Source organism: Paenibacillus sp. 2TAF8 (assembly GCF_052114825.1).
Lineage (GTDB): Bacteria > Bacillota > Bacilli > Paenibacillales > Paenibacillaceae > Paenibacillus.
In genome coordinates this window covers 197,682-214,013 of record NZ_JBFRFN010000008.1, presented here as the reverse complement: position 1 = coordinate 214,013, position 16,332 = coordinate 197,682, and the positions used below count along the sequence as shown (strand labels likewise).

Here is a 16,332-nt window from a genome sequence, read left to right as displayed (position 1 = left end):
AGCGACATGGAGATGACTTGAAAAGTGAGGTTTGAACAGAGTTGGACTTACACATTTTTGAAGTATTCAGCATTATTGGCACAATCGCATTTGCAATGTCCGGTGCATTTGTAGCTATGGAAGAGGAATATGATATTTTGGGCGTGCTTGTGCTTGGGCTAGTCACTGCATTCGGAGGCGGAGTGATTCGGAATGTGCTCATTGGTGTGCCTGTAACGACACTATGGAGCCAGGGCTCGTTAATTATGCTTGCACTGATTTCGGTAGCCGTTGCTTTTGTATTACCTTTGAAGTGGATAAGCCATTGGAAACGGACAGAAGCGTTATTTGATGCGATTGGACTAGCTGCGTTTGCGATTCAAGGCGGATTGTATGCGGCCAACATGGGCCATCCAATTAGTGCCGTGATTGTTGCAGCTGTATTGACGGGAATTGGCGGAGGTATCATTCGGGATCTTCTTGCCGGGCGTAAACCGCTTGTTTTGCGTGATGAGATTTACGCAGTGTGGGCAATGGCAGCCGGGTTTGCCATCGGAATGGGTTGGTTCACAACAAATATTGGATTGCTGATTTGTTTTGTAACAGTTGTCTTTTTCCGAATGTGTTCTGTACATTATAAATGGAAGCTGCCGCGTCGTTCGTTGACTCCAAGCGAAAACGTCAATCTGAAGCCGGAGAATCTGCTTCCGCAGCATGCACCATCTGTGATTCAAGGGACTTTGAGCAAAGGGGAGTAACATAAGATGATTAATGTTGTATTTGTATGTCTAGGGAACATTTGCAGATCACCTATGGCAGAAGCGGTTATGCGCCATAAAGTTCTGGAGAAAGGGCTTGGAGAACTGATTCGTATTGATTCGGCTGGTACAGGCGACTGGCACGTAGGAAAACCTCCGCATGAGGGGACACGCAAGTTGTTGGATGGATATCAAATCTCCTATGCCGATATGACCGCAAGACAATTTGTGAGTGGAGACTTCACTGAATTTGATTACATTATATGCATGGATAATTCCAACGCAGAGAATGTGCGGAGCCTGCCGGGCGGGGAAGAGGCAGAGATTATCAAGTTCATGGACTTGCTGCCGAACGAAAAGCTCAGAGAAGTACCAGATCCGTATTACACAGGTAACTTTGAAGAAGTGTACGAGCTGGTGAATGCAGGTTGCGATGTGTTGTTAAACAGAATTAGAGAAGAGCAATCATTATAAAAGCATTGGTGAAATGGCAAAGAAGCAGGAACGGAACGAACCGAATCTTGCTTCTTTTTCAGGGTATGAATGTAAGCGGTAACAAATAGTTGGCAAGAAAACTGAAAAAGAAAAGCGGCTATGCAGCCGCCTGTTCAACAAAATGTTTGATGGTTCTTGAGATTGTTTGATACGTTCCTGAAGGATAATTGTGTGATGTGCTTCTATTAACTTTCTTGCAAAAAGTAAAGCAAAGCATCTGGCAGTTCCTTTTGCCAGAAGCCCCACTGGTGATTCCCGTCTTTCTCCTGATAGGAGACGAGAGCACCACGTTTCTCCAGCAGATCCCGAGTATCCCGGTTTAGTTGAACAAAATCGTACGTTCCGGTGTCGGCTTCAAACGCCGTCTCCTGCAAACCGACAATCATCCAGATCGTCAGCCAGGACAAGTCTTCTGCAGCCGCGTAGATTTCCTGGGAAGCAGAGTAGAATGCTCCAGACATACTGATGACACGGGTAAACAGGTCTGGATACATCAGCGCCAGATGTAATGAAACACTGCCTCCAAGCGAATCACCGGCAAGAACTCGTTCCTGTGAAGAGCGTCTTACAGGATATTTCTCTTCTACATAGGGAATAATCTCTTCTGCGAAGCACTTTGTATAGGCTTCAAATCGGCTTCCAAAGGGAGCGTACTCCTGAGTCCTTACAGAGACGTCCACCTGAACTCCTACAATAATGAAAGGTTCGGCGCCTTCATCCAGAATGATCCGATTCGCCGTGGTAGCAATTCGGCCAAAGTTGAAAAATTCTTCGCCATCCTGACAATAAACGACAGGGTAGCTGAGCAGTTCGTTGTAGCCTGGGGGAAGATAAATACGCAGAGTGCGTTTCTCACCGAGAAAACGGCTCTCGATCTCTTCTTTAACAATTGTGCGTTTCAAATAGCGGGAATCCGTCATAAAACGTCACCTTTCCGGGTTATTTTTGCATTCGACCTTGCAATACGGTAAGATTAACCTGGTGCGAGGATAGGTCGAACACGCAATCATGTATTATGCTGTTATACCAATATTAAACCTCTGTTATACATACAATCCGAAAGGAAACATAAAAATATTACGGATTTCTTTGACGTATGCAGTGAAACAGGTGTATAATAATAATATAACAGCGGAACTTGATATTCAAATTTTTTGTTGAGGTGAAGAAAAAAATGAGCAAGGTTCCTTATGAAGTGTATACAGAGGATGTAGAAGCTCTGTCCGTGCTGTCTCCTGACGGCGAAATTGTTAACAAAGACATGATGCCTAAGCTTTCCGATGATCAATTAAAAGAAATTATGTATCGCATGGTATTTACCCGTACTTGGGATGACCGTGCAGTAAACCTGGGCCGTCAAGGTCGTCTTGGTTTCTATGCTCCGGTATCTGGTCAAGAAGCTACAATGGTTGGTAGTGAATTTGCAATTGAAAAAGAAGACTTTGTATGTCCTGGCTATCGTGACATTCCGCAACTCGTATGGCATGGACTTCCTCTTTATCAAGCGTTCTTGTACTCCCGTGGACACCAACATGGTGGACAAATCCCGGATGGCGTTAACGTGTTGATGCCGCAAATCATCATTGGTGCTCAAATCCTGCACGCAATGGGTATTGCTATGGGTTACAAATTGAAGAAACAAAAACAAGTAGTTATCACATACACAGGTGATGGCGGTTCTTCCGAAGGTGACTTCTATGAAGGTCTGAACTACGCTGGTGTATACAAACTGCCTGTAATCTTCTTCGTACAAAACAACGGCTATGCCATCACAACTCCTTTTGCTAAACAAACAGCAGCTCTGTCCATCGCTCACAAAGCGGTAGCAGCAGGGATTAAAGGTGTTAAAGTTGACGGTATGGACATCTTCGCTGTTATCAAAGCGGTTCAGGAAGCTGCTGAACGCGGACGTAACGGAGAAGGCGCAACGTTGATTGAAGCAGTAACCTATCGTTTCCGTCCACACTCCCTTTCCGATGATGCTTCCAAGTATCGTACGAAAGAAGAAGAGGCTGAGTGGAGCGTAAAAGATCCAATTGCACGTTTTGCTAAATATCTGGAGAAAAAAGGTCTGTGGACTGAAGAAGATACAGCACGTGTGAAAGAAGAAGCAAAAGCTAAAGTGAACGAAGAGATCAAAAAAGCGGAAAAAACCGAGAAAATGACGATTTCAGGCTTGATCGACAGCATGTTCGAACAAACGCCTAAGCACTTGGAAGAGCAAAAAGCTGATTTCCAATAAGTTTTTTCCGATAAAGCATAACATCCGGCGCCTAATTTGGTGTCTCGGTATACATGTATGAATTCAAATGTGAACTGTCAATGTTTAAGGAGGAAATGAAGCAAATGGCACAATTGAACATGAAAGAAGCAATTCGTGATGCGCTTCGCGTAGAGTTGAAACGTGATCCTAACGTTCTGCTTTTCGGTGAAGACGTTGGTAATGTAGGCGGCGTTTTCCGTGTAACGGAAGGCTTGCAAAAAGAGTTTGGCGAAGAGCGTGTATTTGATACACCACTGGCTGAGTCCGCAATCGGCGGTTTGGCTGTAGGTTTGGGTATTCAAGGCTTCCGTCCGGTAGCTGAGATCCAATTCGTAGGTTTTATCTTCGAAGCCCTTGACCAAATGGTAGTTCAAGCTGCTCGTATGCGTTTCCGCTCCGGCGGTAAATACAATTCTCCGATCGTATTCCGTACACCATTTGGTGGCGGCGTAAAAGCGGCAGAATTGCACACAGACTCTCTGGAAGGTTTGCTCACGCAAACTCCGGGTATTAAAGTGGTAGTTCCTTCTAACCCTTACGATGCGAAAGGTCTGATGATCGCTTCCATCCGCGACAACGATCCAGTATTCTTCATGGAGCACTTGAACCTGTACCACGCTTTCCGTGCAGAAGTACCTGAAGAAGACTATGTTGTTGAATTGGGTAAAGCGAACGTTGTTCGTGAAGGTTCCGATGTTACCATCGTTACTTACGGTATGATGGTTCATACTTCTGTGAAAGCTGCAGAAGAGCTTGAAAAACAAGGTATCAAAGTTGAAGTTATCGACCTTCGTACGATCAGCCCGATCGATATCGATACGGTTGTTGCTTCCGTTAAGAAAACAAACCGTGCAATTGTTGTACAAGAAGCTCAAAAGAGCGCAGGCGTTGCAGCTGAAGTCATTGCACAAATCAATGAAAAAGCAATCCTGCACTTGGAAGCACCGGTTCTGCGTGTAGCTGGCCCGGATACAGTTTATCCTTTTGCACAAATCGAAGATACATGGTTGCCTAACCCGGCGCGTATCATTGCTGCGGTTAACAAAGTCATGAATTTCTAATTCAATCATCTGACATGCCGCAAGGCGCAGTATGGTGATTCACATCGCAGCGCAGCTGCACTGTAAACAGCCATTAGCCCCTTGATTGACAGTTATTTGCACTCGCAGTAACAGTTAGTTTGTGGAGCTAAGGGTTGTTTTCAGGATGGAGCAAATAATCAAGGAGGTTTTTCAGTTGGCTAAATTTGAATATAAATTCCCTGAACTAGGCGAAGGCCTTCACGAAGGCGAAATCATCAAGATGCACATCAAAGTCGGGGACAAAGTAACTGACGACGATATCATCATGGAAGTACAGAACGATAAAGCGGTTGTTGAAGTTCCTTGTCCGGTAAACGGAACAGTAACTGAAGTTTTCGCTAAAGACGGTCAAATCTGCCACGTTGGTGAAGTTGTAGCAGTTATCGATGCAGAAGGCGAACTGCCTGAGCAAGACGACGCTCCTGCTGAAGACCAAGGCGCACAAGAGAAAGACGCAGCACAAGGTGGAGCAGATACTAGCGGCTCTTCTGCAGCAGCTTCCAGCTCCAATGCAGCTCAAGAAGGCGGCAACAACAGCGTTCCTGCAGTTCCTGCAAAAGACGTTTTGGCTACGCCAAGCGTTCGTAAATTTGCTCGTGAGCAAGGTGTAGACATCGCTCAGGTTAACGGTACTGGCAACAACGGTAAAGTAACTAAAGAAGATGTAGAATCCTTCAAAAATGGTGGCGGTTCTTCCGCAGTGGCATCTTCCGACGCTCCGGCTCAAGAAGAGAAAAAATCCGCAGCGCCTGCAGCTGCAGCAGCTGATCAACGCCTTGAAGAAGAGCGCGTACCATTCAAAGGTATCCGTAAAGCGATCTCCAATGCAATGGTTAAATCGGCTTACACTGCACCGCACGTAACAATCATGGACGAAGTGGACGTAACTGAACTGGTTGCATTCCGTACGCGCATGAAACCAATTGCAGAGAAAAAAGGCACAAAAGTTACTTACTTGCCATTCATCGTTAAAGCATTGGTTGCAGCTTCCCGTCAATTCCCGGCGTTGAACGCAATGATTGATGAAGAAGCAAATGAAATTGTGTACAAAAAATACTACAACATCGGTATCGCTACTGATACAGACAACGGCCTGATCGTTCCTGTAATCAAAGATGCTGATCGCAAATCCATCTGGATGATCGCTGATTCCATCCGTGATTTGGCAGCTCGTGGCCGCGATGGCAAACTGAGCGCGAACGAGATGAGAGGAAGCACAATTTCCATCAGTAACATCGGTTCTGCTGGCGGTATGTTCTTCACTCCAATCATCAACTTCCCAGAAGTTGCAATCCTGGGTACAGGACGCATCAGCGAAAAAGCGGTTATCAAAAATGGCGAAGTTGTTGCAGCACCTGTAATGGCATTGTCCTTGAGCTTCGACCACCGTATCATCGATGGCGCAACAGCACAAAACTTTATGAATTACATTAAACAGCTGCTCGCTAACCCTGAGCTGCTTGTTATGGAGGTGTAAGATATGGTAGTAGGCGACGCTTCTCTCAATATCGACACATTAGTAATTGGTGCAGGACCTGGCGGTTATGTAGCTGCCATCCGTGCCGCACAACTGGGCCAAAGCGTATTGATCGTAGACAAATCCGAACTGGGCGGCGTATGTTTGAACCGTGGATGTATCCCATCCAAAGCTCTGATCTCGGCTGCACACCAATATGAATCCGCTCTTCACGGCGAAGCATTTGGTATCTCCGCAGAGAACGTAAAAGTGGATTTTGGCAAAACTCAAGAATTCAAAAACGGCGTTGTTAAGAAAATGACTGGCGGCGTAGCTGGTTTGCTCAAAGGCAACAAAGTTGAAGTTTTCAACGGTGAGTGCATGTTCATCAACGAAAACGAAGCGCGTGTATTCAACGATCACGAATCTCCGCGTTACAAATTCAAAAATGCAATTATCGCAACAGGTTCCCGTCCAATCGAACTGAAACCTTTCCCGTTTGGCGGACGCATCTTGTCTTCGACAGAAGCATTGAACCTGCCTGAAGTACCAAAAAGCATGATCGTTATCGGCGGCGGCTACATCGGTGCTGAGCTTGGTCAAATGTACTCCAAATTCGGTGCTAAAGTAACGATTATCGAAGGTTTGGATACTGTACTGCCAGGTTTCGATAAAGACATGACTAGCCTTGTGGCTAAAAACATGAAGAAAACAGGCATCGAAATCGTAACGGGTGCAAAAGCGGAAAGCGCTGAGCAAACAGATAAAGATGTAACTGTTAAATATTCTGTAAATGGTGAGTCCAAAGAAGTAACTGCAGATTACCTGCTCGTTACTGTAGGCCGTCGTCCTAATACAGACGGAGAACTGGGTCTGGATATGATCGGCGTTGACGTTGACGAGCGCGGTTTCGTTAAAGTTGACCACCAAGGTCGCACAAGCATCCCTCACATCTTCGCAATCGGTGATATCGTATCCGGTCTCGCTCTTGCACACAAAGCTTCTTATGAAGGTAAAGTGGCTGCGGAAGCAATCGCTGGACAACCATCTGTAGTAGACTACAAATGTATGCCAGCTGTTGTGTTCACAGATCCGGAGTGCTCTAGCGTAGGTTACACGGAAAAAGAAGCAAAAGAAAAAGGTTACAAAGTGAAAGCAGGCAAATTCCCTTATGCGGGTAATGGCCGTGCAGTATCTTTGAACCATGCTGAAGGCTTCGTGAAAATCGTTGCTGACGAAGAAAKTGGCCTTGTATTGGGTTGCCAAATCGTTGGTCTTGAAGCTTCCAACCTGATTGCAGAGCTTGGTCTTGCAATCGAGATGGGTGCAACTTTGGAAGATCTGGCGCTGACTATTCACGCTCACCCAACTTTGGGTGAAATCGTGATGGAAGCAGCGGAATTGGTAATGGGTCACCCGATCCACATTATCTCCCGTTAAGATCATCGAAGCATCGGATTCGTCCGTAATTATATGTACATTCAAAAGAGGCGAATGGCGCTAACGCGTTGTTCGTCTCTTTTTTGAGTTGTAATTGAGAAGATCAGAATATCGGTGTGCATAAAATGACGGAAGAATACACTCCTCAACTTGTTTAGTGAATTCATTTCATCCTCGTACTCAATTGTGGTACACTTTAGTAATGATCAGACTTGACTAGTCTGCACCCTAATGGGTATAAGTGAGTGTGAAACATATATAGAGATGCGAGGAGATACCAACATGAAAAACTATCTCGATTTATTACAAGATATATTGGATAATGGCGTACACAAAGGGGATCGGACCGGAACGGGAACGCAATCCGTATTTGGCAGACAGCTTCGATACGACTTGTCCGAAGGTTTCCCACTTGTAACGACCAAACGAATTCACTTGAAATCGGTCGTTCATGAGTTGTTGTGGTTTTTGAGCGGAGATACGAATATTGCCTATTTGAAAGAAAATGGTGTGAAGATCTGGGATGACTGGGCCGACGAAAACGGTGATCTTGGACCAGTGTATGGCTCACAGTGGCGTACATGGGAAGCACCGAACGGGGAGAAAATAGATCAGATTGCAGCAGTTGTGGATTCGATCAAAAACAATCCAGATTCCCGCCGTCATTTGGTGAGTGCGTGGAATGTGGCCGAGATTAACAACATGAAACTGCCGCCTTGTCATTTTGCGTTTCAATTTTATGTAGCTGAGGGTAAATTATCCTGTATGCTGACGATGCGTTCCGTGGATACTTTTCTCGGTTTGCCGTTTAACATTGCGAGTTATGCACTTCTGACACATATGATTGCACAGCAATGTGATCTTGAAGTAGGTGATTTCATTTGGTCTGGCGGTGATGTGCACATCTATTCCAATCATGTGGAGCAGGTGAGAACGCAGCTGGAGCGGGAGCCTTTTGCTTTGCCTAAGCTGGTGATCAAGCGTAAGCCTGATTCCATTTTTGATTACAAGTTTGAGGATTTTGAATTTGAGAATTATGAGCATCATCCGGGCATTAAAGCTCCAATTGCAGTTTAAATAAATTCAATGGAGGGGAGTGTACGACCTTTGAGTATTGAACTAGTGTGGGCAATGGGAGAGAATGGCGTGATTGGACGTAATAACTCTCTTCCCTGGCGATTGCCGAAAGATATGGCCTTTTTTAAGCAGCAAACGATCAACAAAACGATTATTATGGGACGCAATACGTGGGAGTCTTTTGGTGGTAAACCCCTTCCACAGCGTCGTAATATTGTTGTCACTCGGGACTTGAATTATAGAGCGGATCAGGCTGAGATCGTACATACGATTGAAGAAGGAGTGAAGGTAGCTCAGGGTGAAGATCTTTGCGTGATCGGAGGTTCTCAGGTATATCGGGAGTTTTTACCGTTTGCAGATCGGCTCATTGTGACCAGAATTCATGAAGAGTTTGAGGGAGATACGTTTTTTCCTGAAGTAGACTGGTCAGAATGGGAGTTAACGAAGCAGATTGAAGGCGAGCAAGACGAAAAAAATATTTATCCTTTTACATTCGAGTTTTATGAGCGTAAAAGATAGAAGATATCAATGACACTGGCTCCGCGAATTTTTCGTGAACAGTGTCTTTTTTATGTAATTGTAGGTAATCATGTCTGAATGGAATATTCTTCACATCAATATAACATAGTAGATGGTTGATTTTGCATAATATGCATAGACTGAACAAGTGAAAATGACTGAATAGTCTAAAAACTGTAGGGTTTCAACGTTGTAAAGCTTTAAATCGAACTTGAATTTCCTAAATGAGTATAATTTCTCTAAAAATCTTGATTTTAATGACAATTTATCTTACATTTATATAACGTTATTACAATTTTTCTTTTCAACTTTCGTTTTTAAGAAAGTAACATGCTGTGTTTTATGACCAAATTTTAAGCTATTGACCATACGTTCATATGAACGCTATGATGTATAAAATACAAATAATTATGCGGATAATCCATTTAATATTCACTGTCGTAAATGCTACTATAATTGAAATATCTTTGAGTAGATTTTGTGATACAATAGACAAAAACTCAGGTAAAAGAGTAATCCATTTCATATAGAGTCATGCGCATGAAGGGATTAAGACAAGAACGGATGGGGGAAACGTAAGATGTCTACACCTACTGGATTTATGGAATACAAACGGCAGCTCCCTGCCGATCGAGAGCCAGCGGAGCGCATCAAGGATTGGGAAGAGTTTCATAAACATATGGCTGAAGAAGAGCTCAGAACACAAGGTGCAAGATGCATGGATTGTGGTACCCCTTATTGCCATACAGGTATAGATATGACTGGCGGTACGTCAGGCTGCCCGGTTCATAACTTGATTCCAGAATGGAATAATCTCGTTTACCGTGGGTTGTGGAAGGAAGCATTGGAGCGCCTTCACAAAACGAACAATTTCCCAGAGTTTACAGGACGTATCTGCCCAGCTCCTTGCGAAGGATCATGTACAGTGGGCCTCATTGGTCAGCCTGTAACGATCAAAACGATTGAAGAAGCCATTATTGAAAAAGGGTTCGAAGAAGGCTGGGTTGTACCACAACCACCGGAGAAACGCACAGGCAAGCGTGTAGCTGTAGTCGGTTCAGGTCCAGCGGGACTTGCAACAGCGGCTCAATTAAACAAAGCTGGACATACGGTAACCGTATATGAACGTTCAGACCGTGTCGGCGGATTGTTGATGTACGGAATCCCTACGATGAAACTGGATAAAAAAGTGGTACAACGTCGTGTAGATCTGCTGGCAGCTGAAGGAATTGAGTTTATTACGAATACAGAGATCGGAAAAGATATTCCGGCTGAGCAACTTGTTAATGATTATGATGCTGTTGTTCTGTGCGGCGGTGCAACCAAGCCGCGTGAATTTAACATTGAAGGTGCTGACCTGAAAGGTGTACACTATGCGATGGACTTCCTGAATGGAAGCATCAAAAGCTTCCTGGACTCCAACCTGGAGGATGGCAACTACATCTCTGCGAAGGATAAAGATGTCATTGTTATTGGTGGCGGGGATACAGGCTCTGACTGCGTAGCTACATCGCTGCGTCATGGGTGCCGCACGATCACTCAATTTGGTACACATACTCAGGCTCCGCTGGAACGTGATCCAATTAACAATCCTTGGCCACAATTTCCGAACGTATACACACTGGATTACGCGCAAGAAGAAGCCAAAGCCTTGTTTGGTCAAGACCCGCGTGAATTCTCCATTATGACGACCAAATTCGTTGGTGATGATGAGGGTAATCTCAAAGAACTGCATACGATTCAAATTGAACGTATCGTTGATGAGACAGGTCGCAAAATTTATCAGCCTATTCCAGGTACAGAGCGGGTATTCCCTGCACAAATGGCAATGATTGCTATTGGTTTCGACGGACCGGAACAAACGCTGGTTGAACAACTGGGGCTTGAAACGGATCGTCGCACAAATGTCAAAGCACGTTATGGCAAATACAACACGAATGTGGACAAAGTATTTGCAGCTGGTGATATGCGTCGTGGTCAAAGTCTGGTGGTATGGGCTATTAATGAAGGTCGTGAAGCCGCTCGTGAAGTCGATAAATATTTGATGGGCGCAACTGTATTGGTCTAAGCTTGTTTTTGTAGATCATTTTGTTGTTAATATTTTGATATTATATAATATGAGTAGAGTCCATATAGCAATAAATAACCCTCGCATATGCGGGGGTTATTTGCTGTGTATGTTTACAAAAAAACACCTCGAATTCCATTCAGTTTTTATGAAAGTGTGATTGAAAGCATTGCATTTTATAAGATAAAGACTTATTATTAGATTATAATTATTATAAATAAGAGATGATAATGAAATTAAATGATGATGTAAGCTGGATTTAAAATCTAACAATATAAGACTTTAAAGTTAAAGATGACATAACGTGAGTACTTGAAAGAAGAATGGTTTAAGTAAGAAAAAGCAACTTAATTTATAACGGAGGTGCACCCGTATGGCTAACAATCGGGACAAGTCCATTTCGGAGCAAATTCACCAAATCAAAAATCAATTGGTGGATAAAGGATATAAGTTAACCCAACAACGTGAAGTGACGGTACGTGTACTGTTGGAACATGAGAAGGATCATTTTAGTGCGGAAGAAGTATTTCTCCTGGTGAAAGAAAAGTTTCCGGAGATCGGGCTCGCAACGGTTTATCGCACGCTGGAGTTACTTAGTGACCTGCAGGTTGTAGAGAAGATTAACTTCGGCGATGGGGCGGCTCGTTTTGATCTGCGCAGCACAGACGGCTCTCATCATCATCACCACTTGATCTGTACGGAATGTGGCAGTGTGGAAGAAATTATGGAAGACGGACTGCTTCGATTGGAGCAGCAGGTTCTACGTCAGTATGGTTTTGCTGTCACAGATCATCGGCTTGATTTTCAAGGAGTATGCAAAGAGTGCAGACAAAAACATGAGCTTAATGAGCCAGCAGCGGGTTAATTCATGCCGAATAGGTGCTCTTGAATCCAAAATCTGATATAATGAGTTTCAGAAGCAAGGGGCTTCCGTCGGCGGAAGGCCCCTTTTTGCCGTCGTACTGGCGGTATAGGAGGAGAGATGGACGGATGAAGACACTGGTTATTGCGGAGAAACCCGATATGGGGAGAACCATTGCCGCCGTCATAGAACCAAAAGCCAAAAATAATCGCACCTACCTGGAGGGTGAACAGTACATTATCACTTGGGCGATTGGGCATTTGCTTGGACTGGCTGAACCGGATGCCTATGATTCAAAATACAAACGCTGGAATATCGCGGATTTGCCGATCATCCCGGAGCAATTCAAAATTGTTCCGAATCCGCGTACAAAGGATCAGCTCAAAATCATCGGAGAACTCGCAAAGCGTGCTTCAGCGATCGTTAACGCTTGTGATGCCGGTCGGGAAGGACAGTATATCTTTGCGCTTATTCAGCAGCAATTGAAGCTGCGACAGCCTGTAAAACGTCTGTGGATATCGGATTTGACAGCCGAAAGTATTCGGCGCGGATTTGATGGACTGAAAGATGCCGCAGAATTCGAAAATCTGACACATGCTGCGCGTGCACGAAGTGAAGCTGACTGGCTGATTGGCATGAATGCCTCGCGGGCGTTTACAACAAGACATAATGCACTTTTGTCTGTAGGACGTGTTCAGACACCTGTATTAGCGTTAATTTATGATCGTGAAATCGAGATTGAGGCATTTCAGTCACAGACGTTCTATGAAGTAGCGGCCTGGTTTCGCCAAGAAGGTGTTGAATACCGTGGCGTGCGTCAGGGCGATAAACTTACGGATGCCGAAGAGGCGGAGTCGATTGCGACAAGTGTGAAGGGTAAAACAGGCCAGATTATTAAATATGAAGCCAAACAAACGAAGGACTATCCATATCGGTTGTATGACCTTACCCTTTTGCAACGGGAGGCGAATGCGAAATATGGTTATGGTGCTAAAAAGACGTTAGATATTGCACAGGCTTTGTATGAAAAACATAAAGTGATCTCTTACCCACGTACGAATTCCAACTATGTGACCGAGCAGAACATTGAAGGCATGCACAAAACGCTGAATTTACTTAAAAACGGAACGTACAGCGAGCTGGCTATAGGGGCAAAGCCTGAATTGGTGCATAAAAATAACAAAGCGGTCTGTAATCCAAGCCGGGTAGAGGATCATCATGCCATTTTGCCAACATTGAAACGACCGGGAACGCTGTCTAAGGACGAGCAAAATATTTATGATTTGATTGTGAGACGTTTTCTGTCTCATTTCTATCCACCAGCGGAGTATAAGCAGCATACTGTACTTACGGAAGTAGAAAATTATCAGTTCAAAACGTCTGTAAAAGAACTGTTGTCCATCGGTTGGAAGGTGGTACTTGGTTCAGGTGATCCGGAGCAAGGGGCTTCGGGTAAGAAAAAAGCGAAGAAAAACAGCAATGAAGAAGAGGAGGCAGAGGAATGGACGGACAAAGCCTTCGCTGTACAGCCTGATTTGCCTGTTCATTGTACGAAGAGTGAGTTCAAAGAGAAAGCGACCCAGCCGCCCAAAAGCTATACCGAGGGTACGCTGCTCAAGGCGATGGAGAGTGCAGGCAAACAGATTGAGAATGAAGAGTTGCGTGATGCGATGAAGGATAGTGGTCTGGGAACCCCGGCTACACGAGCAGCTACGATCGAACGTCTCAAAAACGTAGGTTACATTACGATGCAAGGGAAGAAGATGCAATTGACCCTTAAGGGACGAACGGCGATTGAATTGATCCGCCGTGCAGGTGTAGATCTGTTGACGTCGCCTGAGATGACTGGACAATGGGAGCGCCGGTTATATCAAATCTCCAAAGGTGAAGCAGGACAGGACAAGTTCATGGAAAACGTCAAAAAGTTCACGTTGTCTATTATTGAAAAAGTTCGTGTCCAGGCTCCAGCAGCTGCTGATGCATTTGGTGAAGATGCGCGAGGCAAAAAAGGCAACGGAAAAGGCGGAGGCGTTGCGAGCAAAGCGGCGAGTAAGTCTTCCGTTGGTGCCAGAGCTCCGAAGGCATCGGTTGCAAACACGGCATCAAGTACTCGCACGACCTCTCAAAAGAGTACGACTCCTTCTGGCGCAAGGGAAGTACTTGCTTCATGTCCATCACCTGACTGCAATGGGTATATTATCGAGGGCAAGAAGGGATATGGCTGTTCCCGTTTCAAAGAAGGATGTACATTCGTAGTCTGGAAAGAATACGCTGGCAAAAAAATAACAAGTGCGATGCTGAAGTCCTTGGTAGAGAAGGGCAGCACGCAAGTTCTTTCATTCAAACGCAAGGACGGAAGTACAGTGAAGGCGCGTATTATTCTGAAGGATGTTGTCACAGGTCAGTTATCCGGAGAGAAGCTGGAAACCTCATCGTAAAGTTTGATAGGCACAAAAAGAAAAGAACCCTTTTATCCAAGGGTTCTTTTTTGCTGTTGCTGCTCTATATCTTCATGAATAACTTTGGGGACCTCTTCCAGTGCAGTAATTGTATACATGGAAGTCTCCGGATTCGGCTGCAGCTCAACAATGTTATATTGCCATTCATTGGGTTGTTTGATATAGATGCTGTGAATTCCGGCATTCACGGCAGGCATAATGTCTGTGCGAAGCGAGTTGCCAATCATCCAGGTTGAGCGCCGTTCAAACGGGCCTTTGGACAAGATGCCTTCCAGTGCTTCAATATTTTTGTGCTGACGAATATAGATCCGATCATCGAAATAAATGGAGAGCTTCATCTGATCAATTTTTCGCTGCTGGATTACGGTCTCCCCACCAGTATATAAATAAAGAGAGTGCCCAGCAGATTTAAGCTCTTCCAACGTTTCAACCATATGCGGGTAAGGCTCAACTTCCTGAGTGTAAACACTCATACCGAGTTTGCTTAAATACGTTTCTTCTCTGGTTGACGTCGGTCGGGTATACTTTTGGGAAAAATATCGATACGTATCAATCAGTGACTGTGGAAAATGGTGACTTGCAAATCCGACTTTGTTCACACCGGTAACATCGATTTCGAGCTGCTTCTCTCTAATCTGTTGTGTAGTCAGGGCATGCCCATCAAACCATTGCTGCATATTTTCGAAGAATTCTCCCAGAACAAGATTGAAATATTTGTTGCAATACACGAGTGTATCATCCAGGTCAAACAATATATGTTGTTTTAGTAAAGTCAATGCTAGTTCACTCCTTGCCTGCGCTTGTTGCGGATAACTCAAAATTCGTTCACATCACTCAGATGCGAATGTAGGATTCCAGAAACATATTCAATTCAGATACACCATCTGGACGAATGCTGTATTTTTCTTTACGGTTGCTTCCGAGCAAATGTGTACGCAGCAAACCTGCAATACGAAGAGCCATAACCTGATCCTTCACAGGGTCTTCGTCTTTGCCCAATTCCTCACACATTTCCGAGAGTGACTTTGGCTCATCCGATACATATCTTAACAGGCGAAGTCTTTCAGGATCTGCCAAAGCATGCGTGAATCTTAGCAAACACGTTGGCGGTTCATCTTCATTCTCTTCAGGTGTATCTACCGGATATTGCATAATCATCATGCCTTCATAAAAGCAATACATGTTGATTGGACGGTTATGCACAGTAGGAAACAGAATCACTTCGTTTAAACCAGGCATCGGTTCAACGATAACACCCGCAGTAGCATATTCAATTAACAGTTCAGGGCCCATCTTTTCAAGCAGAATACGCTTTTCTTCAGCGTCTTCTTCAAGCCATACGCGGTGATCTTCGCTTATATTCTGACAGTAGTGCTGATCCCATAGTCGCAATAATGGGACGTAGCTGTTTCGAATACGCATCGATTCTTCTATTGTAATTTCAGGCATTAAAGGAGATATGCGCGCAAACAATTCATCAGCTGAAAGTTCTGCGAGCATGTCCAGAAATTCCTGATTCTCTGAGGTTGTGTTCTGATATGCCGCCCAGGCAAACAGGACATCGAAATCGTCAAAGGGCCACGTGGCAGCAGGTGCAAGCGCAGCCCGCACGTTGGAACTTAGCTTGCCTTCAACGTCCAGAATCCATTCAGGACCAATGTCCAGATGCTGAATCCACTTTTTCGTGACATATACCAAAAAGCTGTTTAGCATCTCATATATCGGTGAGACATCAATTTTAACGTGATAAGCCATAATGATGCAGAATCCTCCCGTCACATCTAGGTATTCACAGCGACTTATGTACTATTATGGCTTGTTTTACCGGGCGTTGTCCACTATAATGTTCAAGTTCGGGGCTTAGACCCGATTTA

General features: G+C 44.6%; 14 protein-coding genes. 11 read left to right on the top strand and 3 right to left on the bottom strand.

All coding sequences use genetic code 11. The features are described from left to right. The first annotated feature begins 41 nt into the window (after positions 1–41). Both AB4Z30_RS14510 and AB4Z30_RS14505 read left to right on the top strand, forming a co-directional pair. Positions 42–737 (top strand): trimeric intracellular cation channel family protein, encoded by a 696-nt coding sequence (locus AB4Z30_RS14510; protein ID WP_441927477.1) that lies wholly within the window; start codon positions 42–44, stop codon positions 735–737. A gap of 6 nt (positions 738–743) precedes the next feature. After that, a complete protein-coding gene (locus AB4Z30_RS14505) occupies positions 744–1,211 on the top strand; it encodes a low molecular weight protein-tyrosine-phosphatase (protein WP_441927475.1) in 468 nt (155 codons plus the stop codon). Between the two features lie 206 nt (positions 1,212–1,417). Here AB4Z30_RS14505 and AB4Z30_RS14500 read toward each other — a convergent pair whose 3' ends face one another. Next, positions 1,418–2,152, bottom strand: coding sequence for an alpha/beta hydrolase (locus AB4Z30_RS14500; protein WP_441927473.1), 735 nt, complete (start codon positions 2,150–2,152; stop codon positions 1,418–1,420). Between the two features lie 254 nt (positions 2,153–2,406). Here AB4Z30_RS14500 and pdhA point away from each other — a divergent pair, with 254 nt between their 5' ends. The 9 genes from pdhA (at position 2,407) to AB4Z30_RS14455 (ending at position 14,437) form a co-directional block, all read left to right on the top strand. Further along, complete coding sequence (pdhA, locus tag AB4Z30_RS14495; protein WP_056690070.1) at positions 2,407–3,474, top strand: pyruvate dehydrogenase (acetyl-transferring) E1 component subunit alpha; 1,068 nt, start codon at positions 2,407–2,409, stop codon at positions 3,472–3,474. 104 nt (positions 3,475–3,578) lie between these two features. Further along, a complete protein-coding gene (locus AB4Z30_RS14490) occupies positions 3,579–4,556 on the top strand; it encodes an alpha-ketoacid dehydrogenase subunit beta (RefSeq protein WP_441927471.1) in 978 nt (325 codons plus the stop codon). Between the two features lie 175 nt (positions 4,557–4,731). Continuing rightward, positions 4,732–6,054, top strand: a complete 1,323-nt coding sequence (locus AB4Z30_RS14485) for a dihydrolipoamide acetyltransferase family protein (protein ID WP_441927469.1) — start codon at positions 4,732–4,734, stop codon at positions 6,052–6,054. A 3-nt stretch (positions 6,055–6,057) separates the two neighbouring features. After that, the gene (gene lpdA, locus AB4Z30_RS14480) at positions 6,058–7,473 is read left to right on the top strand and encodes a dihydrolipoyl dehydrogenase (RefSeq protein ID WP_441927467.1); all 1,416 of its coding nucleotides are present in this window, start codon (positions 6,058–6,060) and stop codon (positions 7,471–7,473) included. Positions 7,474–7,755: 282 nt separating this feature from the next. Next, positions 7,756–8,550 (top strand): thymidylate synthase, encoded by a 795-nt coding sequence (gene thyA / locus AB4Z30_RS14475; protein WP_441927465.1) that lies wholly within the window; start codon positions 7,756–7,758, stop codon positions 8,548–8,550. A gap of 30 nt (positions 8,551–8,580) precedes the next feature. After that, the gene (locus AB4Z30_RS14470) at positions 8,581–9,069 is read left to right on the top strand and encodes a dihydrofolate reductase (RefSeq protein WP_441927463.1); all 489 of its coding nucleotides are present in this window, start codon (positions 8,581–8,583) and stop codon (positions 9,067–9,069) included. Between the two features lie 580 nt (positions 9,070–9,649). Continuing rightward, positions 9,650–11,137: a glutamate synthase subunit beta gene (locus AB4Z30_RS14465; RefSeq protein WP_441927461.1), complete on the top strand. Its 1,488-nt coding sequence runs from the start codon at positions 9,650–9,652 to the stop codon at positions 11,135–11,137. Between the two features lie 397 nt (positions 11,138–11,534). After that, the gene (gene fur / locus AB4Z30_RS14460; RefSeq protein WP_441927590.1) at positions 11,535–12,002 is read left to right on the top strand and encodes a ferric iron uptake transcriptional regulator; all 468 of its coding nucleotides are present in this window, start codon (positions 11,535–11,537) and stop codon (positions 12,000–12,002) included. Positions 12,003–12,127: 125 nt separating this feature from the next. Next, a complete protein-coding gene (locus tag AB4Z30_RS14455) occupies positions 12,128–14,437 on the top strand; it encodes a DNA topoisomerase 3 (RefSeq protein ID WP_441927459.1) in 2,310 nt (769 codons plus the stop codon). A gap of 32 nt (positions 14,438–14,469) precedes the next feature. Here AB4Z30_RS14455 and AB4Z30_RS14450 read toward each other — a convergent pair whose 3' ends face one another. Both AB4Z30_RS14450 and AB4Z30_RS14445 read right to left on the bottom strand, forming a co-directional pair. Beyond that, on the bottom strand, positions 14,470–15,234 hold the full coding sequence (locus AB4Z30_RS14450; RefSeq protein ID WP_441927457.1) for an HAD family hydrolase: 765 nt from the start codon (positions 15,232–15,234) through the stop codon (positions 14,470–14,472). A 58-nt stretch (positions 15,235–15,292) separates the two neighbouring features. Further along, on the bottom strand, positions 15,293–16,213 hold the full coding sequence (locus AB4Z30_RS14445) for an ArsR/SmtB family transcription factor (RefSeq protein WP_441927455.1): 921 nt from the start codon (positions 16,211–16,213) through the stop codon (positions 15,293–15,295). Between the last annotated feature and the right edge of the window lie 119 nt (positions 16,214–16,332).

Coding starts and splice junctions, on each gene's coding strand:
- AB4Z30_RS14505 (WP_441927475.1), top strand. CDS start 744: ATGATTAATGTTGTATTTGTATGTCTAGGGAACATTTGCAGATCACCT.
- pdhA (WP_056690070.1), top strand. CDS start 2,407: ATGAGCAAGGTTCCTTATGAAGTGTATACAGAGGATGTAGAAGCTCTG.
- thyA (WP_441927465.1), top strand. CDS start 7,756: ATGAAAAACTATCTCGATTTATTACAAGATATATTGGATAATGGCGTA.
- AB4Z30_RS14445 (WP_441927455.1), bottom strand. CDS start 16,213: ATGGCTTATCACGTTAAAATTGATGTCTCACCGATATATGAGATGCTA.
- AB4Z30_RS14500 (WP_441927473.1), bottom strand. CDS start 2,152: ATGACGGATTCCCGCTATTTGAAACGCACAATTGTTAAAGAAGAGATC.
- AB4Z30_RS14490 (WP_441927471.1), top strand. CDS start 3,579: ATGGCACAATTGAACATGAAAGAAGCAATTCGTGATGCGCTTCGCGTA.
- AB4Z30_RS14465 (WP_441927461.1), top strand. CDS start 9,650: ATGTCTACACCTACTGGATTTATGGAATACAAACGGCAGCTCCCTGCC.
- AB4Z30_RS14455 (WP_441927459.1), top strand. CDS start 12,128: ATGAAGACACTGGTTATTGCGGAGAAACCCGATATGGGGAGAACCATT.